19 protein-coding genes are annotated in these 20,276 nt (G+C 51.8%); 13 read left to right on the plus strand and 6 right to left on the minus strand.

The genetic code is table 11. The features are described 5' to 3' along the window. Window positions 1-27 precede the first annotated feature (27 nt). Entirely contained in the window at window positions 28-429 is a 402-nt protein-coding gene (locus PN498_RS09515; protein WP_272062488.1) for a nuclear transport factor 2 family protein, read from the minus strand. Window positions 430-623: 194 nt separating this feature from the next. Between PN498_RS09515 and yccX the strand changes: the two genes are divergently transcribed. From yccX to PN498_RS09530, 3 genes are all read left to right on the plus strand, one after another. Beyond that, window positions 624-896, plus strand: a complete 273-nt coding sequence (gene yccX, locus PN498_RS09520; protein WP_272062489.1) for an acylphosphatase — start codon at window positions 624-626, stop codon at window positions 894-896. Between the two features lie 30 nt (window positions 897-926). Then, on the plus strand, window positions 927-1,397 hold the full coding sequence (locus tag PN498_RS09525) for an MOSC domain-containing protein (protein WP_272062490.1): 471 nt from the start codon (window positions 927-929) through the stop codon (window positions 1,395-1,397). Between the two features lie 360 nt (window positions 1,398-1,757). Beyond that, a complete protein-coding gene (locus PN498_RS09530; protein WP_272062491.1) occupies window positions 1,758-2,738 on the plus strand; it encodes an ion channel in 981 nt (326 codons plus the stop codon). On the opposite strand, the gene lipA is transcribed toward PN498_RS09530, so the two are convergent. Beyond that, window positions 2,665-3,546, minus strand: a complete 882-nt coding sequence (gene lipA, locus PN498_RS09535) for a lipoyl synthase (protein ID WP_272062492.1) — start codon at window positions 3,544-3,546, stop codon at window positions 2,665-2,667. The two genes, PN498_RS09530 and lipA, sit on opposite strands and share 74 nt — an antisense overlap. A gap of 182 nt (window positions 3,547-3,728) precedes the next feature. Between lipA and PN498_RS09540 the strand changes: the two genes are divergently transcribed. From PN498_RS09540 to PN498_RS09575, 8 genes are all read left to right on the plus strand, one after another. Then, the gene (locus PN498_RS09540; protein WP_272062493.1) at window positions 3,729-4,304 is read left to right on the plus strand and encodes a L,D-transpeptidase; all 576 of its coding nucleotides are present in this window, start codon (window positions 3,729-3,731) and stop codon (window positions 4,302-4,304) included. Between the two features lie 303 nt (window positions 4,305-4,607). Next, the gene (locus PN498_RS09545; protein ID WP_272062494.1) at window positions 4,608-4,820 is read left to right on the plus strand and encodes a DUF3285 domain-containing protein; all 213 of its coding nucleotides are present in this window, start codon (window positions 4,608-4,610) and stop codon (window positions 4,818-4,820) included. A gap of 1 nt (window position 4,821) precedes the next feature. Beyond that, complete coding sequence (ybeY, locus tag PN498_RS09550; RefSeq protein WP_272062495.1) at window positions 4,822-5,355, plus strand: rRNA maturation RNase YbeY; 534 nt, start codon at window positions 4,822-4,824, stop codon at window positions 5,353-5,355. Between the two features lie 253 nt (window positions 5,356-5,608). Continuing rightward, window positions 5,609-6,079, plus strand: coding sequence for a diacylglycerol kinase family protein (locus PN498_RS09555; RefSeq protein WP_272062496.1), 471 nt, complete (start codon window positions 5,609-5,611; stop codon window positions 6,077-6,079). A gap of 12 nt (window positions 6,080-6,091) precedes the next feature. Next, window positions 6,092-6,703 (plus strand): anthranilate synthase component II, encoded by a 612-nt coding sequence (locus PN498_RS09560; RefSeq protein ID WP_272062497.1) that lies wholly within the window; start codon window positions 6,092-6,094, stop codon window positions 6,701-6,703. A gap of 23 nt (window positions 6,704-6,726) precedes the next feature. Beyond that, a complete protein-coding gene (locus PN498_RS09565) occupies window positions 6,727-7,149 on the plus strand; it encodes a gamma-glutamylcyclotransferase family protein (protein WP_272062498.1) in 423 nt (140 codons plus the stop codon). Between the two features lie 156 nt (window positions 7,150-7,305). Then, entirely contained in the window at window positions 7,306-8,517 is a 1,212-nt protein-coding gene (locus PN498_RS09570) for a M20 family metallopeptidase (RefSeq protein ID WP_272062499.1), read from the plus strand. A 140-nt stretch (window positions 8,518-8,657) separates the two neighbouring features. Then, window positions 8,658-10,019 carry a leucyl aminopeptidase family protein gene (locus tag PN498_RS09575; protein ID WP_272062500.1) on the plus strand — a complete coding sequence of 454 codons (1,362 nt, stop codon included), beginning with the start codon at window positions 8,658-8,660 and terminating at the stop codon, window positions 10,017-10,019. A 10-nt stretch (window positions 10,020-10,029) separates the two neighbouring features. On the opposite strand, the gene PN498_RS09580 is transcribed toward PN498_RS09575, so the two are convergent. After that, entirely contained in the window at window positions 10,030-11,577 is a 1,548-nt protein-coding gene (locus PN498_RS09580; RefSeq protein ID WP_272062501.1) for a hypothetical protein, read from the minus strand. Window positions 11,578-12,026: 449 nt separating this feature from the next. On the opposite strand from PN498_RS09580, the gene PN498_RS09585 reads away from it, so the two are divergent. Then, complete coding sequence (locus PN498_RS09585; protein WP_272062502.1) at window positions 12,027-12,548, plus strand: hypothetical protein; 522 nt, start codon at window positions 12,027-12,029, stop codon at window positions 12,546-12,548. Between the two features lie 150 nt (window positions 12,549-12,698). Here PN498_RS09585 and PN498_RS09590 read toward each other — a convergent pair whose 3' ends face one another. The 3 genes from PN498_RS09590 to PN498_RS09600 form a co-directional block, all read right to left on the minus strand. After that, window positions 12,699-13,535 (minus strand): AraC family transcriptional regulator, encoded by an 837-nt coding sequence (locus tag PN498_RS09590; RefSeq protein WP_272062503.1) that lies wholly within the window; start codon window positions 13,533-13,535, stop codon window positions 12,699-12,701. 98 nt (window positions 13,536-13,633) lie between these two features. Further along, window positions 13,634-16,360 carry a DUF3769 domain-containing protein gene (locus PN498_RS09595; protein ID WP_272062504.1) on the minus strand — a complete coding sequence of 909 codons (2,727 nt, stop codon included), beginning with the start codon at window positions 16,358-16,360 and terminating at the stop codon, window positions 13,634-13,636. A gap of 294 nt (window positions 16,361-16,654) precedes the next feature. Beyond that, a complete protein-coding gene (locus PN498_RS09600; RefSeq protein ID WP_272062505.1) occupies window positions 16,655-16,771 on the minus strand; it encodes a photosystem II reaction center protein I in 117 nt (38 codons plus the stop codon). Between the two features lie 156 nt (window positions 16,772-16,927). Here PN498_RS09600 and PN498_RS09605 point away from each other — a divergent pair, with 156 nt between their 5' ends. Next, window positions 16,928-20,254 (plus strand): alpha-mannosidase, encoded by a 3,327-nt coding sequence (locus PN498_RS09605; protein ID WP_272062506.1) that lies wholly within the window; start codon window positions 16,928-16,930, stop codon window positions 20,252-20,254. The last annotated feature ends 22 nt before the right edge of the window (window positions 20,255-20,276 follow it).

A 20,276-nucleotide genomic window follows, 5' to 3' on the forward strand; every position in this document is an offset into this window, starting at 1 on the left:
TGGGAAGTCTAAACGCATAGGCGTGATTCAGGATTGAGGGCGCAAGGGCAATAGCTCCTGCAGGGATGCTAAGAGCTTGATGCGGACAAAATCAATCTGACCTGTAGCGTTGATCTTGAAGATCCAGGCGGTGTTGACTTTGAAGACTAGCGCCTTAACTTGGCCGATTACGGTGATTTGAGAGCGATCGTCTGCCTGTTCCCCCGCCACCTCTTGGGGATACGCCTGCATTCCCTCAGCTTCACGATGTAGATAAGCGCTGATAGCTTCAGTTCCCTCGATCAGTTCTTCGAAGGGAGGCTTCATCTGCCCAGTCTCCGAGAAGAGAGCCGCCGTTGCCTCAAAATCCCCATTATTAAAGGTTTGAAAATAACGCTCAATCGTCTGCTTCTGCTGAGGCGAAGCAATCTCTTCCAATATCAACGGCATTCAGAACCTCAGTTATCTATTCAAGCACCTCCACAAGAATAGGCAGACATCACTAACCCAGCATCTTTCTAGGACAGGATTTTGGGCAAATCCCTACTTCATCACACTCCACCTTCCAGGCTCACTTGAACAAAAACTGCTGCTATTGGTTCGCTATACAATGCAAGCGAGGTCGCAGGCAGGGGCTAGACAACATGGAACGAGTCAGAATGAATGTGTATGGCAGGGTACAGGGAGTCGGTTTCCGCTACAGCACACAAGTCAAAGCTGCCCAGTTGGGCCTGACTGGATATGTCAAGAATCTTCCGAACGGCTGCGTCGAGATCGTTGCGATAGGTCACTCTGAAGCACTTGAGCAGCTACAGGCATGGGCAGAAGTTGGTCCTGCTGCTGCTCAAGTCCAATCTGTAGAGGTTGTAGCAGAGCCAACTGCTGAAGCATTGACCGGTTTTTCCATCCGGCGATAAGTTTGAATAATTCATAGGGGAGATAGCACAATGGCAGGCCACATCGTACAAATCAGTCTGTCTGGCGGGGGATTGCCTAAGACAGCCGTTCCTGAAGCGGAGATTGTTGAAAACGGTCTGGTTGGCGATAAGCACAATCACCCCAAGATCCACGGTGGGCCTGAAAAAGCGGTATGTCTCTGGTCGTTAGAAGTCATTGAAACGCTCCAGCAAGAGGGACATAACATTGCGCCTGGGTGTGCCGGAGAGAACGTCACGATCGCGGGATTAGATTGGCCTGAAATCATTCCTGGCAAGCGCCTGCAGCTTGGGCACGAGGTTTTGTTAGAGATTGCCAGCTACACCACCCCCTGTCGTGCCAATATGCGCTGGTTTGCTGATAAACGCTACAGCCGGATTCACCAAAAGCATCACCCAGGCAGTAGCCGAGTATATGCCCGGGTTTTGCAGTCTGGCAAAATTCATGAGGGAGATCCGGTAACCCTCACCCCAACTGCTTGATACAGCATCAGTAGAACAGCGAACATTCACCATTCGAAAAACTCTCTGTAAACTAAAAAGGCCTGCTCTTACGATCGCTGTACATTTTGGTCTGAACAGGACTCATATACTGTTGTGTCCGACGCTGTCGTTATAGCAGCGCCGGATTTGTTTAACTGAGATCTTGCACTAGTACATCGGCATCCTACATTTGCCCCTAAATCCTCCAATTTTGGGGGACTTCGACCTCAGAACCCCCCAAATTTGGGGGGCAGGGGGGCAAGTCAGGCAATATCGGGACAACTGCAAGATCTGAGTTTAAGGCGTGATTGGTTTGCGATCGCTGCTCAAGCGGTTAGAAGGTGTTATCAGGAGAATTGCATGATTCAAAACACGTCTCGTCCTTCACCCCAAAGAATTGTCAAACGCGACGGAGAGTCTCCGGACATCATTCGCTTAGGAGATCCCCATTCGCCTTGGCGGGATTTATATCACCTGCTGCTGACTATCTCATGGCCTGGCTTTGTCATTATCTTGCTGTTGGCGTATCTCCTGATCAACGGGGCGTTTGCGCTGGCGTATTGGCTGGGAAAAGATGCGATCGCCAATGCTGATCCCAACTCTTTTCTAGACGCATTCTTTTTCAGCGTGCAAACAATGGCCTCTATCGGCTATGGGGCGATGTATCCCCAAACCGATTATGGCAATTGGCTGGTCGTCATTGAGTCCTTTGTGGGGCTATTATTCATCGCGATGGCAACTGGGATGATCTTTGCTCGCTTTTCGGTGCCGACGGCCAGAATTCTGTTCAGCAACTACGCGCTGATTGCACCTTTCAACGGGTTACCGTGCCTCATGTTTCGCACGGCTAACAAACGCCGCAACCGGATCCTGGAAGCACAGCTCTGGGTCACATTAGTGCGCGATGAGTTTACGAAAGAGGGTGATTTATTTCGGCGGTTCTATGATTTGGAATTAATCCGTGCCCACACTCCCCTATTTGCCCTAACGTGGACAGCCATGCATCCGGTCAACGAGAACAGTCCGCTTTACGGAGCCACGCCTGAGTCCCTGCGTCGAGATCACGCAGAAATTATCGTCATCATTACCGGCATCGATGAAAACCTGTCCCAGACCATTCATGCTCGCCATTCTTTTGTAGCCGATGAAGTCCTTTGGAACTTCCGCTTCAAAGATGTTTTAGGGTGGACAAAGGACGGTCGCCGCGCTATCAATTTCAACAATTTTGACGAGGTTTACCGCATTGATCCTGAGAATGGCTATGCGCTTACGCAGGAACCGTTCGAGGATACTGCTTCATCAAAGTCTGTACTTGTTCGGCGTGGTAAGAACTCCGAGTAAGCGGTGAAGAGACGACTTGCAAAAAGCCCATTGCTTCCCCCGCTACGCGCCACTGGTCAAATTGCTCGGGGGGAATAAATGTTTGAACGTTAAGGTGCTTAGCTCCGGGTTGCAAGTATTGACCAATCGTCAGAATATCGCAGTCAGCAGCCCGTAAATCTGCCATCACTTGCCGCACTTCCTCATCGGTTTCGCCTAACCCTACCATGATTCCTGATTTGGTATAGACCCACGGTGCCAGCTCGCGACAGCGACGCAATAGCTCAACGGACTGTTCATAGTTTGCCTGGGGACGCACACGGCGATAGAGACGAGGGACCGTTTCAGTGTTGTGGTTGAGCACTTCAGGACGGGCTAAAAGAATATCCGCTAGCGCATCCCAGTTGCCGCACAGATCTGGAATTAGAACCTCAATCGTCGTTTTGGCGGATACTTGGCGGATTTCTTCAATGCAGCGGACAAACTGAGACGCACCTCCATCCGGTAAATCGTCGCGATTGACGGCTGTGATAACGACATGGTTGAGCCCCATCCGTCTGACGGCCTCTGCCAAACGCACCGGTTCAGCGGGATCAAGTGCTTTTGGCTTTTTCTCAAAATCAATGTCGCAATAGGGGCAGGCTCGCGTGCAGGCCGGACCCATAATTAAAAAGGTTGCCGTACCTGCATTGAAGCATTCACCAATGTTGGGACAGGATGCCTCTTCACAGACGGTGTTTAACTCAAGGTCGCGGAGTAGGGATTTGACGTTACCGACTCGTTCCCATTGGGGCGCTTTGACTCGAAGCCAATCTGGTTTTACAGCCACGATATTTTCTAACTAATACTGTCTAAGGGTTAATTTGCCTAAAGACCATCCTAGCGGGTGATTTATGGATTTTGAGAGAGCGATCGCGTAAAACCTGAGTTGGATGGCTATATCTCGATGGATACTGGGTGTAACACCAGAGCCACTCGCCGATATCCTTAAGGTATTGATTTACCAAAACCATGCTGACTGACCCACCCATTCGTCGAAGCGTGATGCTTCTATGTTTTGGTGCTGCTGGATTTCTTCTAGCGGCAGAGTGGCGCATGTTGCGATCGCAGTTCGGCATTCTAGTGCCTCTACAACCCTCCCGCATTGGGCGCATTGAAATGGTGCTGAAGCAATCGCCCGTTGCTGGCATCGTACGGCAAACCAAAATTGTGATTCGTCTGCGGTCTCGTAAGTTGGAGCTATTTGAAGCCGATAAATTGATCAAAACTTACGATATCGCAGTGGGGCAAGACGATTGGGAAACGCCCATTGGTTACTTTACTGCTTTGGACTTGCAGAAAGATCCGCTGTGGCAGCATCCAATCACGGGCGAAGCGGTAGAAACGGGGCCAGACAACCCATTAGGCACCCGCTGGATTGGGTTTGCTTACGAGGATGGTTTCCCCATCGGCATCCACGGCACCAATCAGGAAGAACTAGTAGGACAAGCCGTCTCCCATGGGTGCGTCAGGATGCGCGATCACGAAATCCAAGAGGTGTTCGCTGAAGTCGCGATCGGGACTCCCATTGTTGTTCGCCCTGACTGATTAATACAGCTGTGTCAATGCGATCGCGGTTGATCAGTCCGGCAATACTTATATCAGAGGGCAAGGGTCTGCTGACCTACAAGCTGCTTTCGGTACGAATTTGTTTGCTGCTGCCCAGCACTACATTCAATTAGGTCAGGCTGAGGGACGAGTGTATACCTAAGTCTGTAGGAGAGTGTTGCTTTCTGCTGTCTCTTGAGTCGGTGCTGATTCTTACGACCAACTGACAGGCCCAAGCAATTAAGGTTTAAGCTAGTTTAAGAGGCTAGGCAAGCCTTATCCTGTTGATCCAACTCAAGCGGTATGACTGACTCTGCAACAGATACTCCACGGACCGATCCTTCACAAACGAGTTCAGAGGTCACTGAACCCGTTCAGCAGGAGCCGCCTCCTAGCTATGTGAAACTGGCGATGCGAAATATGGTGAGAAAGGGAGGAAAATCCCTGTTTCATTTTGGCCTGACGGTGACGGCTCTGATTGGGCTACTCGTCGGCTTGTCTTATCTGACTCGCTGATGTGAATGCGACAGAACTAACGGTAGAGGTGACGGTTTTCGGAGAGTCTCTGAAGACGGTTGAGGCGATCGCTCCTTCCCAACAGTGGCAGTCTTGGATATCCAACTGGCTAACCGTATTGGCCCCCAACCTATCTCCCATCGGAGCTTATGAACTGAGTCTTCAATTCGTCACTGACACCACGATCGCTCAGCTCAACCGGGACTATCGACAGGTTGATCGTCCTACTGATGTTCTCTCGTTTGCTTCCCTGGATGAAGCTCCCCTAGCGACTGAGATTTTGAACACAATTCCCTTCAATCTTGGGGATCTCGTTATGTCTGTTGAGACTGCCCAGCGACAGTGTCAGCAGCACGGTCACTCGCTGCGGCAAGAACTAGTCTGGCTCGCTAGTCATGGACTGCTTCATCTACTCGGTTGGGATCATCCTGACGAGCCCAGTTTGCAGGTAATGTGGTCGAAGCAGCGATCGCTCCTTGGGTTAATTGGCATTCAGCTAGATGAGTCAGCTTATTTTTTAGAGAAAACCGAGTGAGGTGAAAAGGCTTCTGTCTGTAACCAACAGCACGACAACATACGGAGAACCATGCCAATGATAAATACGGGTTTTCTTGATATCTTGAAGTCTCTACCCAAAATAGTCCCTGTAATTCCAATTATTGATAAAGCCTATGGAATATCCTGTTATTTCCAGACGAGTTTGTAGAAAGGATGTTAGAAGGTCAATGATTGACAGACAGTGTTAGAAGTGCTGACAAAACTGCTACATCTTTTGATTTTCTAGCTCTATGCCTACTCCCTCATCGATTTCAAACCCAGCTCCTATCACTAACGGTTCTGAAAGCTCGTCCGCATTAGAGCGCTCAGATGCCTTTAAGGTAGCCCACAACTTGGGTTCCAGTTTCCTGTACGCTGGGCAGGGCATCTACTATGCGCTGCGAACTCAGCGGAATTTTCGCATTCACGCCGTGGCGTCAATTTTGGTCATTAGTTTGGGCGTCGTCCTCAAGCTCTCCAATGTCCACATTGCGGTTTTAGGGCTGACTTGCGGTGCCGTCATGGCGCTTGAACTCATCAATACAGCCCTGGAAGCAGTGGTCGATCTAACCGTCAAGCAGACTTATCATGAACTCGCTAAGATTGCAAAAGACTGCGCGGCGGCGGCTGTCTTTGTGGCGGCACTAACAGCCATCTTAGTTGGGGTGTGCCTGATCGCACCGCCATTGCTAGAGGTCCTTGCTGCTTACTTTTCGAATTAAGGAGCCTGCTTCATGATCGTTGTTATTGATAACTACGACAGCTTCACCTATAACCTCGTGCAGTACTTAGGTGAGTTAGGTGATGAGTATGCTGTGGCTCAGGAAATTCAGGTGTATCGTAACGACGAGATTTCTGTTGATGGGCTTGCGCGGCTTGAGCCTGATGGCATTGTCATCTCTCCAGGACCCGGTCGCCCTGACAATGCTGGAATTTCCTCAGAGGTGATTCGCCAAATGGGTTCAACTGTGCCTATCTTGGGTGTCTGCTTGGGGCATCAGAGCATTGGTCAAGTCTTTGGTGGCACGATCGCCCCTGCCCGTGAACTGATGCATGGCAAGACCTCGCCTATTAGCCACACTGGCAAAGGCGTCTTTGCCGGATTAGCGAACCCCTTCACCGCAACTCGCTATCACAGTTTGGTGATCAAGAAGGAAACCTGTCCCGAGGTCCTTGAAATCACCGCTTGGGTGGAGGACGGCACCATTATGGGCGTGCGCCACCGAGAATATCCCCACATTCAAGGGGTTCAGTTCCATCCTGAAAGCGTTTTAACCGACGCGGGCAAGACCTTGCTGGGTAACTTTTTGAAGGAACTCAAGGTTGCTACCCCAGTCGCCTCCTGAAATCACTGCCAAGAATTTTGTCCATGCCGCCCCTTTTTGTATACGGGACGCTCAAGCCAGGTGAGGCTGCTTATTCAAAATACTGTGCGCCCTATGTTTCTGAGGCGACATCTGCCTACATGAAAGGCGATTTGTTTCATTTGCCTCAAGGCTATCCAGCGATGACGGACGGCGATCGCTGGGTGCAAGGTGCACTCCTGCAATTAAAAAGCGAACAGGCGATCGCACAAATGGATGCCTTTGAAGACTACAATCCCACTCTGTCCGCAGCCGAGAACCTCTATACCCGCCAGCATCGCCCAGTCTTTGACCGTAATCATCAGCCTTTAGGAACTGCCTGGGTGTATCTGATGCAGCGCGATCGCATCGAACAGTCAACAGGAATTTTATTGCCAAACGGCGTTTGGAGTCAGCAACAATGGCCCAGCATTCAGATCGATGAATAGCCAGGATAGAAAAGATCGCCGGAACGTGATGTGTCATGTCCCAACAGGCCTGACACCAATCTCTACAAAGAATTGATGATTGGGTTTGTCCGGCTTGAACCCTTGCTTACGGCAAGAAACTTCTAAGATAGAGAAACTAACCTTATTTGAGATTTCATGCTCGACCGAATTCGTGCGATCGCCGACCGCCTGACGCCCCGCTTAATCGAAATCCGCCGACATCTCCACAGTCATCCTGAATTGAGCGGACAAGAATATCAAACGGCGGCCTACATTGCTGGGGTGCTTTCCTCCTGTGGCCTCAAAGCTCAAGAATTGGTCGGTAAAACAGGTGTCGTCGCGGAACTTCCCGGTAGTGGTCAGCGCCAAGACATTCTCGCTCTGCGAGCCGACATGGATGCTTTGCCGATCTTAGAGCACACTGATATCGAGTTTGTTTCCCAAAAACCAGGTGTCATGCACGCTTGCGGACATGATGTTCACACCACGGTGGGACTCGGTGTGGCAATGGTATTAGCAGAATTGGATACTGCACTGCCAGGTCCCCTGCGCTTTATTTTTCAGCCCGCCGAGGAAACTGCCCAAGGGGCACGCTGGATGGTGAAGGACGATGTCATGGAGGGCGTCGAGGCCATTTTAGGCCTGCATGTTTATCCCTCTATCCCAGGTAAGAATATCGGCATCCGCTATGGGGCGCTGACAGCAGCAGCGGACGATCTCGAAATCTACATTGTTGGGGAATCTGGACATGGTGCGCGTCCCCACGAGGCCATTGACGCCATCTGGATTGCCTCACAGGTCGTGACGACATTGCAGCAGGCTATTAGTCGAACGCACAATCCCTTACGCCCAGTCGTGCTGACTATCGGGCAAATTCAAGGAGGACGGGCACCCAATGTTATTGCGGACCAAGTGCACCTGACTGGCACGGTGCGATCGCTTCATCCTGAAACCCACCAAGAACTCCCCCAGTGGATCGAATCTATTGTTGCTGGGGTGTGTCAGCCGTTTGGTGCCAAATATGAGGTTAGATATCGAACCGGTGTTCCTGCCGTGATGAATGATCCCACCTTGTCAAAGCTGATAGAAGTTTGTGCTAGAGATGTCTGTGGCCCAGAGCGTGTACAGCTAATCTCAGAGCCTTCTTTAGGAGCCGAAGATTTTTCGGTGTACCTCAATCATGCTCCTGGCAGCATGTTTCGATTAGGAATTGGATTTGCAGATGAGGCTAACTATCCGCTGCATCATCCCAGATTCAAAGTTAATGAAGATGCGATCTCGACAGGTGTAACGACCCTCGCTTGGGCGATGTATCGCTATTGGCAAACCACACAAGCCAAGTCAGCAGTATCCTCATCTATTATCTAATTAGAGCAAAATTTAACTCGGCTAAATTGACTATCCCCTCCCGCGATGGATGGTTAATGATCGCTCCAGCGAGCCTTGCTGTAGGCAAGTCAACACCAAAATCCGAACTTTAAGATTTACACCTAGACCTGGTATCCCGCATGTCAACTTCTACACCCATCCCTATCCTGCTGGTCACAGCTGAGCAATTGAAAACAACCTTTGCTGAAGAAATAGTTTGGATAGACGCAATGGGATTTAGGGCTGAACCTGGGACGTTCTGCTTGCTGCCTGATCCCAACAAAGGGGTTGCCAAAGTTTTAGTGGGTCGTCCTGAGATCCTTGATACGTGGGTTTTAGGAGGATTGTCAAAGAACTTGCCCGTCAGCAAGTATGCGATCGCCAATCCGCTAACGCCTGACGAGGCGACAGCGCTGACCTTGGGCTGGAAACTGGGGCAATATCAGTTCAATCGCTACAAAAAGAATCAGTCGGGAGCGATCGCGGAGCTAGTACCTCCCGACAATGCGGACATAGCCTATGTGGATGCTGTGGTCGAGGCGACTTCTTTGGCCCGCGATCTAATCAACACCCCGGCTAATGACATGGGGCCTGACAACCTCGAAGAAGCCGCTCAAATTCTCGCGGTGACCTACGACGCCGATCTGAAGGTCACCACAGGCAAAACCTTAGAAGCTGAAAACTATCCCATGATCTATGCGGTGGGAAAAGCCAGCGAAACCGCGCCGCGCCTGATCGATCTACGGTGGGGTGATGTGGATGCACCTAAGGTGACTCTGGTAGGTAAGGGGGTCTGCTTTGACTCCGGTGGTTTAGACCTAAAGCCTGCCAAAGGCATGTTGATGATGAAAAAGGACATGGGTGGAGCCGCCCATGTTTTGGGTGTTGCCACACTGATTATGAAGCTCGACATCCCAGTTCGTCTGCGGGTGCTAATTCCTGCCGTAGAGAACAGCGTTTCCGGCAATGCTATGCGTCCGCTGGACGTTATTCCTACCCGCAAGGGTATCACCGTCGAAGTGGGAAACACTGATGCTGAGGGCAGACTGGTTTTGGCGGATGCCCTATCTGAGGCCAGCAACGACAATCCTGACCTGCTAGTCGATTTTGCCACCCTCACCGGAGCCGCCCGTGTCGCCTTGGGGACTGAGCTACCTGCCTTTTTCTGCAACCGCTCAGATCTTATCCAGTCGTTCGAATCGGCCATGAATCAAGCTGATGATCCGCTATGGAACCTGCCGCTCCACTCGCCCTATCGTGATCTGCTCAATAGCAAGATAGCTGACATTTCTAATATCTCCAGTGGTTCTTATGGCGGGGCCATTACTGCGGCCTTGTTTTTGCAAGAGTTTATCAAGCCAGAGATTCCCTGGATTCACATCGATGTGATGGCTTGGAATCTGCGACTGCTCCCTGGACGTCCTGAAGGTGGCGAAGCGATGGGCATGCGGTCTATCTTTGAGCTTATTCGGCAGCAGTTTACTAAAGCCGCAAGCTCGTAGCTAGAGGCAATCAGTTGAGGGTGGTGCTGCGTCTGAGTTGACTGTCGATTTCGATGAGGGGATTAGGCAGCGTTGTCTCAGGATGGGGGCGCTCAACTACTGCTGGCAACGGAGTCAGTAGGGTGTCGTCAACCCAGCCTGAATAGTATCTGACCCGGGTCGTCTCTGCGGAGAGTTCCAGTAGTTCTAGGTCACCCCGGATGGCGTGCCAGTCGATGAAGGGTGCGGAGTTTTCTCGTGGTGGACCAATGCCCTGATCGCCCGCAATGAGATTGTTCAAATGACCATCGAACGGACGCACGAAGCGATCGCCCTGCCAATGCCACCGATGGCCTTGCCAATACAGCGGTACTCGTCCAGCAATTTCGCTCTGTCTAGGCCATCGCTCTAGTGAAGCACCTTGGTCTAGCGTGACCTCCCAGCCCGTTTCTAGCCTGATTTCATAGCGACCCATTGGTGAGTTGCTGACCGCTGTAAGCATCCACCAGAGCACTTCAACCGTCTCCCCAGACGCCACTTCTGCCAGAGTGGCAGCGGGCGTTGGATTCAACAATGAGGCATAAACAGGGACGGTTTCATCCGCTGGGAGCATTGCTTGGGCAATAAATCGCCAGCAGTTCCAGCTATCTAGCTGCTCATGGGTTTGCCAGTCCAAAGAGCAGACCCCATTGCGGGTTCCGACCCAAAGCTGATCGGCATCGATTGCTAGTTGAGACGGGATATGTCCCACCAAAGGACTATTGTGGGGGGTATAAGACTGCATCGTGCCCGTAGTCAAGTCTTTCGAATCAGGCTGGTAGACCACTAGACCCGAAGCTGGAGCGTTGCTCATGCCTTCTCCACTCACCCGAATGCCCATCCATAGGGTCGGCTGCTCTGGATTGCCAGTAAGCGCCAAATCAAGAATCTGTTGAAACTTAATCTCAGAAGGCTGGATTAAGCTGACGGTATTCGTCGCTAGATCATAGTTGACAATGGTGGCAATGCCGTTGAGGCCTTCCCCTTGCTCGAAGGCGATGGTCCACCAGAGGCGATCGCCATACCGTTGCGCCGAGGTGATGCGAGGCAGACCAAGACGGCTGATTTGAGGCACAATATCTGCGCCAGGCAGTTGTTCAAAGGTATACAGCGTATGTTGCTCAGGGGTTTCTTGACCAGGCAGGATGAGTTCTAAAACGACGGACCGATAGTCTTCTGGAAACTCGGCTGAAGTAGGTTTCGGCGTCACACGATACTGGTAAACCTGGTTATCGACCCTCAAAGTCGAAAACTCGTTCTCTCCTCGATGCTGTGCGTCTAGCTGAGCAATCCATTCTTTCCCCAGCCTGCCAGGCTGTACGGTCCACTGACCATCACCTCGGCAGTAGACGAAATCATATTCTCGCGCTTGAAAACGGACGGTCGTTTCATCAATTGCGATAGCTTTAGGCGCATAGTCAAATCGATTGAAGTAGCGATCGCGACCAGAGATGGTTTGCTGCCTGACCGTCTCTAAGGGAAGGTGAATAGCCGATAATGGACAGCCGACTGCTTCAGATAGGTCAGATGGTGCTGGCATCGTGGTGTCGCTGCAGCTACAGAGTAGTCCTACACTGAGGAGAAGGGCTTGTCTGGTCCCCAAACAGGTGAACGGTTTCATGGCGGAGCTGGCAACGGCCTTGTCCTAATTGTGATTTCTATCCAACCAATCCTTCTCCTCTAACAAGGTGGTTAAAGAGTAACCAGTTGGCTGATCCTAGGCGTGAACTCGGTTCGCTAAGCTAAAGCACTAAAGTCGCTTGGCTTTAACTGGAGCACTTTGCACGGACGCTCCACTATCGTGAATCGGTAATTCATCAGAGCACTGTGAGGATGTTAGCAAGCAGAAATGGGCAGTTTTGGTCTGGCTATTGTCTCAAAGCCAGAAAGATGCCGCTAAACCAATGGGTTGAACCCAGTTGGAGGATGTGCGATCGCATCACTGTAAAGCTACACTCCTCGGTATTAGCCGAAAACAACTCAACTGTGATGAAACTTGTCGTAGCCTCGGGTTTGTGTTCTTCCCTAGCGACAGTCAATGTATTTCTGGCAGCCTCTCCAGCATGGGCACAACGCCCCTTTGAGACCTGCTTAACGACGGCAGAAACCCTCTTTAGGGATGGATCTCAAAGCGAGTTGACCGCAATTCGTGCTTGCCAAGGAACAACTGAAGCTGAAGATTTAGCTGCCTGCCTTGAATTGGTTGATCGCCTATGGGTTGACGGTTCAGAGTCAGAACTTGTCGGATTTGAAGCCTGCCAGGTGCAGCGCCTACTGTTTGAAGACGAACTGGATACCCTGCAAACGGGTGCTTATCTCACCTGCCTGCGACAGGCCGAAGAATCGACTCAAGACCAAACGTCTCGCGAACTCATCTCGATTCAAGCCTGCAATGGTCTCACACAACCCGAAGAAGTGGCTGCCTGTCTGCGCCTAGCCGAAAGCTTGTGGCATGACGAAACGGAAGCCGAATTCACAGCGTTGTCTGCTTGCCAAGTTTCGCTCTATTAATACCTGAGACGCCCTCAAGACTGTAGCCGTTGCCAATTCTGGTTAAGACAAGACGGCTATGTAGCAGCATTCATTTGGGTCAAGTACCCCCGTTTCCTGCTTTTCTAAGACCCTGAGATGTACTTAATCAAGCTGCACAGGGCTATGGCTTTAGCGGCAACCACGAGCATATTGACCGGGTGTGACGCCAAGCATCTTCTTAAAGTGGCGATGTAGATGGCTTTGGTCTGCAAAACCCGTTGCCAAAGCCGTATCAGAAATAGCGTTTCCAGATGCCAAAAGCTGTTTGGCTTGATTGACCCGTACATGATTCAGGTAGGCATGAGGGGGGAGGCCAATCTGTTTTCGGAAGGCTCGTAGCAAGCGTAACGGACTGAGATCAACGAGGTTTGCCAGTTCTTGGAGCGGAACATTGCGAGTGTAGTGGCAGTGCAGATACTCTCTCACCCGTTGCACCGCCGCGTTTTCGTGACCCATCGGTTTACTATAGGGACGATTGCTGGCGTAGCCGTGGATGAGTTGGGTGAGACCCCACAGAAAGTGAGATTCTTTTTCTAACAGGGAGACTGAGGTTTCCAGTGTCCGATGAAGGTTAGTCAGATGTCGATTAAGAGAGCTGTCATGAATAACGGGCGATGAAAAATAAGGCAGCGTTGTGGAACGCTCATTCAATTCTTTCGCGGCCTGCTGTAGCCAGTCGATCGCGGGCAGTAGCGTGCGATAGGTCCATCCTGTTTCCAGTACAGCCTGCCCGGTGTGCACTTCTCCAGGGTGAGTAATCACAACACTACCCGCTGGGGCCTTATGACTCGCCCCCCGATAGTCAAACTCCATCACCCCTGACTCAACGATCGCGATACCAAACCCTTCGTGAGCATGGGGTGAGAACGAGTAGGTGATATACGTGGCGTGCAGCATTTCCAGGCCACGCAAGGCTGGGTCACGCCAAAACTTAACACGTTCTTTGGGAGCACCTCGACGATTCATAGACTGACACTGACGAGCGTATGCTGCTAGCTTAGCGGTGAATTTTGGAGCTGTCTTGTACGTTTTTGCACCTTGGCTCAGGATAAAAAGAGGATGGTCTATCGGCGGATGACGCCGCCTTCGACTTGTTGAATGTCTGCTCCGCCAAAGCGGGCAGCCCGACCCGTCCAACCAAATTCGTTTAGGCGAAAGCCGATAAAACCAGTGGCCTGAGTGGGATTGAATCGCAGAACGATGCCATAGGTGCGGCGACTATACTCCAGCACAAAGTCGGTGTTGATTGCTTCATTGGTATCTAGGTTGACCGAGGTTTGAAACCCCAAGCGGAAGGGACCGTAGATTTGCTGGATAATACCTCCGGTAAGCACATTCTGATCCACGTTGCGATCAAATAGAAAAGGCGAGGAACCGTCGCCGATGAACGATCGCGTATAGATCAGGTTGAACACGGTTGAATCAAAAAAGTCATCAGAGAAGTGGCCCAACTCACCCACTACGCCGACGAAGGCGGAAAGACTTTCCTGAGTATCATCGCTGGTGTAATAGGTGTAAGTGCCTCGTCCCCCCACAATCAGTTGTATGTTCGGTGTTCTGGGAACCGGGGTGAACCGGAGTCCTTCATCGCGGGTGGGTGGCAGTGCGGTTCCCTGCCAGAGCATAAAGGGTTTGAACAGGGCAATACTGCCTTGAAAGCGACCTAAACTGACCACCTCGTCATCGAAGGGCGGTGGTGAGTCGATCAGCTCAATCCGATCTGTTTCCGCAGTGATGTATTGAGCTGAGGCCTGGTAGTTAAGAATGATGCCCGTATCGCCCAAAACGTAGTCGGGTGACAGCAAAACAACGCCTAAACTGCTCTGCACGTCTTGAAACCCTAGGGAACCATTGAACAGGCGATCGCGATAAATGGCTTCTAGGTTTAGACTGTGGTTGCCAAGCGCTTGTCGAACCCGTACGGTAGAGCGCACGCGATTCTCAAGATTTTCAAAATCCAGCCCGGCAAAGCTGGCGTTGGCTTCTACCGAGGTTGTGGGGCCTAGCGATCCCGTTAAATCGGCTTCTAGACCAAAGTTACTGAGAAAATTGTCGTTATCTTCACCACCCGCAAAACGCTGCACAAGCAGTTGAGGCGTTAGCTGCAAAGTCCAAGAGCCAGTATCCATCACAGTAAAAGACCGCTCTACGAATAGGCCATCTCGGTCTTCATCGTCGAATCCGAAGTTGACAAAAAAGGGATTGGCATCGTCCGCTTCACCCCTGCTCAGCAATATCCGATTTCGGAATAGGGGAATTGAGAAGCTTTGGTCGAACACCAATCGAGCATTTTCGACGAACAGCTCATCCTGAACTTCCGTTAGGCGGGTCAGCCTAGCCGTATCTCCTCGTAGCTCTAGCTCAGGGGGGGAGAAGGGGTCGTTGGTCAGGCGAATCCCTTGGGCATACCATCCTTCGGCATCAAAATCCAGCCTGTCTGCCTCGAATCGAATGCGCCGAACAAAGCCTCCCGCATCCGGTGTGTCCACACCTGCGTCTTCTTCGCCAGCTTCGAAACCGGTGCCAAAGGTGATGCTACCGGTACTTCGCACATTCCCAATCGGATCAGCATCCAAGACCCCTGGAGTTGCCGTATCCGCCCCCAGCAGGATGTCGCCAAAATCCCTATCAATGTCTGGCAAAAACAGCTCACCTCTGGCATCAAAAAGGCTGCCCTGCCCTTGCAAGAGGTTGTATTCACCCCGATCGGCCTCAACAACTTGCTCTCCACGAGTAAAAACGACGTTGCCTTCGACTAAAACGTAACGATTCTCTAAATTGGCCCACAGTCGGTCAGCACTCAAAACGCCATTGCCCAACCGTAAGACAACGTTACCTCTTGCGGTAATGATTTGGGTCAGCGGTTCAAATTCTTGGTAGTCGGAGGTCAGATCTAGGGGAGCAGGCGGACGATTGGTCGGTAAAGAGGGAGGCAGCAGCACATCGGCATTGGTAACCGCACCATTAGACCAAAAGGGTTCTGGGGTAGCCGCTCGGGGGAACGACTGGTCTGGTTCATCTGGTTCTGGCTCGTTCGGCTCTAGTTCATCCGGCTCTAGTTCATCTGGCTCTGGTTCGTTCGGCTCAACAAGTTCTGCTTCAGGGGGAGCTTCGTCAGACTCTGATTCGTCCGGCTCTAGTTCATCTGGCTCTGGTTCGTTAGATTCCAGTTCGTCAGATTCGACTTCCTCAACAGGCTCGGGGGCGCTTGGCTCGGCTTCTGGTTCCGCCTGACTCAGGCTGGATTCCCCAGTGGCGGCAGCTGTTTGGTCAACCCATGGGGCCGACAAGACCAATGATGGAACTGAGCGATCGCGCTCTTGATCTGTTTCAACCTCCTGCTCTACCTCATCGCTAGCTGTCTCAACAGCCATTACATCGGAGAGGAATAGAACGGTTTCGATCTCAGCAATGACTGCGCCTGAAGGGACTGGCGCAATGGGTGAAGGGGTAAAACGCGGATAAGCCGTCGGGAATGTTTCAATCTCGGTGGGGACAGGCGTAGTTTGTAAACCAGTTGCTTGTGTCTGGGGAGTGGCGAGGGGGGCGACCTCATCGACAGGAATGGGAAAATCGCCGGTATCACTATCAGCAATAAGAACGGCATCAGACAGGGCGATAAGGGTTGCTGATGACTGCGTTTCAATGGCTTGAGGCTCTTGTCGCGATCGCTTAGCCTGATCCTCCGAGGGCTGAAAACTCTGTTCCAGAGTGCTAGCAGATACGTCTGACGTCTGCACTGATTGAACAATAGGAGGAGGAGAAAGATCAGAAGGAGGAAGGTAGGGCATGGACCGCCAAACAGTCAAAATTAAAGCCCGACCAGCGGGCTTCTCACAAAAGACGATACTTTCGGAGACAGCCTTGAAAGTACCGCTAAAAATTACAAGATTCAAGCAGGTCAATCCGGTTTCCTTCTATTCCTGATTCTGATATTCCCGAGAACACTCTTTGTCAGAAACAGCAACTGCAAGGAAAGCAAACGACGTAAATGTAAATGCTTAGACGCTTAGACGACCGTGACGCGAAATAGTGCCAATCAAAACCAATCAACTAGCACTATTTCGCAAAACCACTCAGGCTGATTACTCTAAGTCTTGACGGCCAGGGTTACGGGAGGGATCCCCACTGAGGAATCCAAAAATGAACAAACCAACGAAGAAGGCAACGACGATGTAAACAACAATCTTCAAGGTCAGCATTGTGAACGTCCCACTATAGACAGCAATCGGTAAGGTCTATCATATCGCCAAACGGCACATCGTCTTAGATCCACCCTTTGACCTAGTTACAAAGCTGATTTAGCCCCGTGCAAATGTCTTATCAACATTTTCAAAAGGACTTTTTAGGGATGAGGTATGTCCACCACTGATAACTTAATGGCTCAGAATGAGGCCTCCATCCTGCTGATCTCTGAAACGGCTGATCGACTTAAAGCGCTTAGCCGACAATCGATTCACTTAAACTGGCATGTTTCTCAGGATGCTGGTGCCCCCTCGGACGTTTTACAGAGGTGCAATTGGCCACGCTGGGCGATCGCCCCTCTCAATGACCAAGACCATATCGCTTGGGATCGCGGGAAAAAATCCATTTGGCTGTGTCAGCAAATTGCGATCCCCAAAACCTTAAATGGTTTTCATCTAGAGGGGTTGGGGCTGCGGCTAAGTTTGACCTGGTGGGCAGAAGCGGTTGAGGTCTACGTCAATGGCAGTCTCATTCAGGAAGGCGACCTATTTGATTACTTCGCGCGAATTCAATTAAGCGATCGCGCTCGTCCCGGCGATATTTTTACAGTTGCCGTTCATATGCTGAGTCCGGGGCACGATGACGGCGCCCTCGTCCGCTCTGAGCTGGTTTACGAATCCTCTAACCCTGACTGTCCCGATCCGGGCTTTGTGGCAGACGAGCTGACTGTGCTGAAGACCTATGCAGCAAAGCTGGCTCCGGAAAAGCTGACCCCAATAACGGCGGCGATCGCGCCCCTGGACTGGTCTAAAGTGCCCCATCCAAGAGCATTTCAAGCGGAGCTAACAGCGCTCCGCACGCGCCTCCAACCGTTGAGCGATTGGATCAAGCAGCGTCACATCGCCTGTGTAGGACATGCCCACCTTGATCTTGCCTGGTTATGGCCGGTAGAGGATACCTGGCAAGCCGCCGAGCGCACTTTCCGTTCCGTCCTGTCGCTTCAGTCTGCTTTCCCAGAACTGACCTATACCCATTCCAGCCCAGCGCTGTTTGATTGGCTGGAAACCCATAAACCTGACTTGTTTCAATCGGTTCAGCAAGCCGTAGAGCAAGGTTCCTGGTCCATTGACGCCGGACTTTGGGTGGAGCCAGAGCTGAATACCCTTGGCGGTGAATCCTTAGCTCGACAGATTCTGTATGGCCAACGGTATTCGCGATCGCGGTTTGGAGCGGTGAGTGCGATCGCTTGGCTGCCTGACAGCTTCGGGTTCTCGTGGCAGCTTCCGCAGCTGTTGAAGCTGGGGGGCATTGACTACTTCGCGACACAGAAGCTGCGTTGGAACGAGACGACTCAGTTTCCTCACAGTCTGTTCTGGTGGCAGGGTCTAGATGGAACTCGCATCCTGAGCCTAACGCTTCCTCCCATTGGAACTGATATCGATCCCGCGCAGATGGCGACACATGGTGCGGACTGGGAAGACAAAACGGGATGCCCAGAAATGCTTTGGCTGCCCGGCATGGGGGATCACGGTGGTGGTCCTACCCGTGACATGCTGGAAAAGGCTCGCCGCTGGGCTAATTCCCCATTTTTTCCGCAACTGCAATTCACATCGGTAGTGCAGCATTTGCAGAGGACGCAACGTATCACAGCCTCCCACGGACCTGTCACATTCCCATTTCCCGTCTGGAAAAACGAACTCTACCTCGAACTTCATCGGGGCTGCTACACCGTTCATGCGGATCAGAAATGGTTTAACCGACGCTGTGAGGAGACGCTGCGGGAGGCGGAGTTATTTGCGGTGTGGGCTCATAAACAGGGACAGATGGAGTATCCCAAATCGACTTTGGAAACGGCTTGGAAGCAGGTGTTGTTTAATCAGTTCCACGATATCCTGCCGGGGACAGCAATTCCTGAGGTCTTTGAAACGGCAAATGAGACTTGGCAGTCAGCTTATGGGACTGCACAGACCATTCGGGCCGAGGCTTTGAAGGCGATCGCTCGATCTTTACCCTTCTCATCTCCCTCTCATCCTCAGGCGATTCCCATTTTGGTCTTCAACAGTTTGAATTGGGAGCACGAGGGGATAGTCGAGGTCGATCTCTCGAAGCTGACCATTGCAGCTGAGCACTGGAGCGTTTTTGATGCAGAAGATCAGAACTGGGTCACTACGCAATTGAGTCAGCAGTCACAATTAAAAGACTGCCCACCCGGTCAAATCGAGTCAGGAGATGACTCTCGATCTGCCCCAATCAGCTGCTTGCTTTTCCCTGCTATCGTTCCGTCAGTGGGCTATCGCGTTTTCTGGCTGATTCCCGATTTCTATGGGGAAGACAACAGCAACAGACAGCCGACAGCCGACAAGCTCAAGGCTTCACCCGGGATCAACCCCAGCGCTGAGAGCAAAGGGGGCTGGCAGCTTGAGAATGAGTGTTTACGAGCGGTTGTAGATTCCCAAACCGGTGAGCTGTTAGAACTTTGGGACAAGGGGAGTCAGCAGTCTGTGGTGCGATCGCCTGCCAACCAATTGCAGGCGTTTCGAGATGCCGGACAGTATTGGGATGCTTGGGATATTGCGCCTGACTACGAAAGCCATCCGCTGCCAGCAGCCATTTTGAAGTCCATCACTTGGTTGGAGGACGGCCCGCTTCGGCAGCGGCTCCGAACTGTCCGAGCGATCGCAGATTCTACGCTACAGCAGGACTATATACTCGACCGTCACTCTCCCTATCTCAAAGTCGAGACGGTTGCTGACTGGCACGCAACTCAGGTCGTTTTGAAGGCCGCATTTCCCCTCAGCATCGAATCGGATCACGCGACTTACGAGATTCCTTTCGGAGCGATCGCGCGATCCACTCAATCGACTGATCCCCATGAGCAAACGAAGTGGGAGGTGCCCGCTTATCGCTGGGCTGATCTCAGCGACGGAACGGTCGGGCTGAGCGTGCTGACGGACTATAAGCACGGCTTTGATGCGCGTCCCAATCAGCTGCGGCTGACATTGCTCAAGGCTCCGCTCTGGCCGGATCCTCAAGCTGATCGGGGACGACACTGCTTCACCTATGCGCTGTATCCCCACGCTGGCGACTGGCGCAGGGCGAGGACCCCCAATCATGCAATCACTTTTAACTCAGAATTGCAGTGGGTGGTCGGCCATGGGGCCGATGGGATGGATGATAGCGGAAGTCAAAATTCAGATGTTGGCGGTAATTGCTTTTCTCCAACGCAGGCATCGTTTTTAGATATTGGCTGCTCTGATGTCCATTTGGCAGCCCTCAAGCTAGCAGAAGAGAATGATAGCGAGTATGTACTGCGGTTTTGGGAGATGTATGGCGGTGAAGTGGATCTGTCTCTGGAGGCGGCACTGCCGGAACGCACAAACCTGCTGGAAGCGGCGATCGCAAGCGACCATCCCAAACATCTAGCGCCTTGGGAAATCGCCACGCTCAAGATTTCTGCTTCTGCGGACGGTCCACTCACTCCCCTCTCGGCTGTGCCATAATCCGATACGTTCGCATAAATCC

The sequence above is a fragment of the Oscillatoria sp. CS-180 genome (assembly GCF_028330965.1).
Classification (GTDB): Bacteria; Cyanobacteriota; Cyanobacteriia; order Phormidesmidales; family Phormidesmidaceae; genus Halomicronema.

Bases quoted from the DNA above. Each gene is read 5' to 3' on its own strand.
- PN498_RS09565 (WP_272062498.1), top strand. From the start codon at position 6,727: ATGCCGCCCCTTTTTGTATACGGGACGCTCAAGCCAGGTGAGGCTGCT.
- PN498_RS09605 (WP_272062506.1), top strand. From the start codon at position 16,928: ATGTCCACCACTGATAACTTAATGGCTCAGAATGAGGCCTCCATCCTG.
- PN498_RS09545 (WP_272062494.1), top strand. From the start codon at position 4,608: ATGACTGACTCTGCAACAGATACTCCACGGACCGATCCTTCACAAACG.
- PN498_RS09575 (WP_272062500.1), top strand. From the start codon at position 8,658: ATGTCAACTTCTACACCCATCCCTATCCTGCTGGTCACAGCTGAGCAA.
- PN498_RS09540 (WP_272062493.1), top strand. From the start codon at position 3,729: ATGCTGACTGACCCACCCATTCGTCGAAGCGTGATGCTTCTATGTTTT.
- PN498_RS09555 (WP_272062496.1), top strand. From the start codon at position 5,609: ATGCCTACTCCCTCATCGATTTCAAACCCAGCTCCTATCACTAACGGT.
- yccX (WP_272062489.1), top strand. From the start codon at position 624: ATGGAACGAGTCAGAATGAATGTGTATGGCAGGGTACAGGGAGTCGGT.
- PN498_RS09600 (WP_272062505.1), bottom strand. From the start codon at position 16,771: ATGCTGACCTTGAAGATTGTTGTTTACATCGTCGTTGCCTTCTTCGTT.
- PN498_RS09585 (WP_272062502.1), top strand. From the start codon at position 12,027: ATGAAACTTGTCGTAGCCTCGGGTTTGTGTTCTTCCCTAGCGACAGTC.
- PN498_RS09515 (WP_272062488.1), bottom strand. From the start codon at position 429: ATGCCGTTGATATTGGAAGAGATTGCTTCGCCTCAGCAGAAGCAGACG.
- PN498_RS09525 (WP_272062490.1), top strand. From the start codon at position 927: ATGGCAGGCCACATCGTACAAATCAGTCTGTCTGGCGGGGGATTGCCT.
- PN498_RS09560 (WP_272062497.1), top strand. From the start codon at position 6,092: ATGATCGTTGTTATTGATAACTACGACAGCTTCACCTATAACCTCGTG.
- PN498_RS09590 (WP_272062503.1), bottom strand. From the start codon at position 13,535: ATGAATCGTCGAGGTGCTCCCAAAGAACGTGTTAAGTTTTGGCGTGAC.
- PN498_RS09530 (WP_272062491.1), top strand. From the start codon at position 1,758: ATGATTCAAAACACGTCTCGTCCTTCACCCCAAAGAATTGTCAAACGC.
- PN498_RS09580 (WP_272062501.1), bottom strand. From the start codon at position 11,577: ATGCCAGCACCATCTGACCTATCTGAAGCAGTCGGCTGTCCATTATCG.
- PN498_RS09595 (WP_272062504.1), bottom strand. From the start codon at position 16,360: ATGCCCTACCTTCCTCCTTCTGATCTTTCTCCTCCTCCTATTGTTCAA.
- PN498_RS09570 (WP_272062499.1), top strand. From the start codon at position 7,306: ATGCTCGACCGAATTCGTGCGATCGCCGACCGCCTGACGCCCCGCTTA.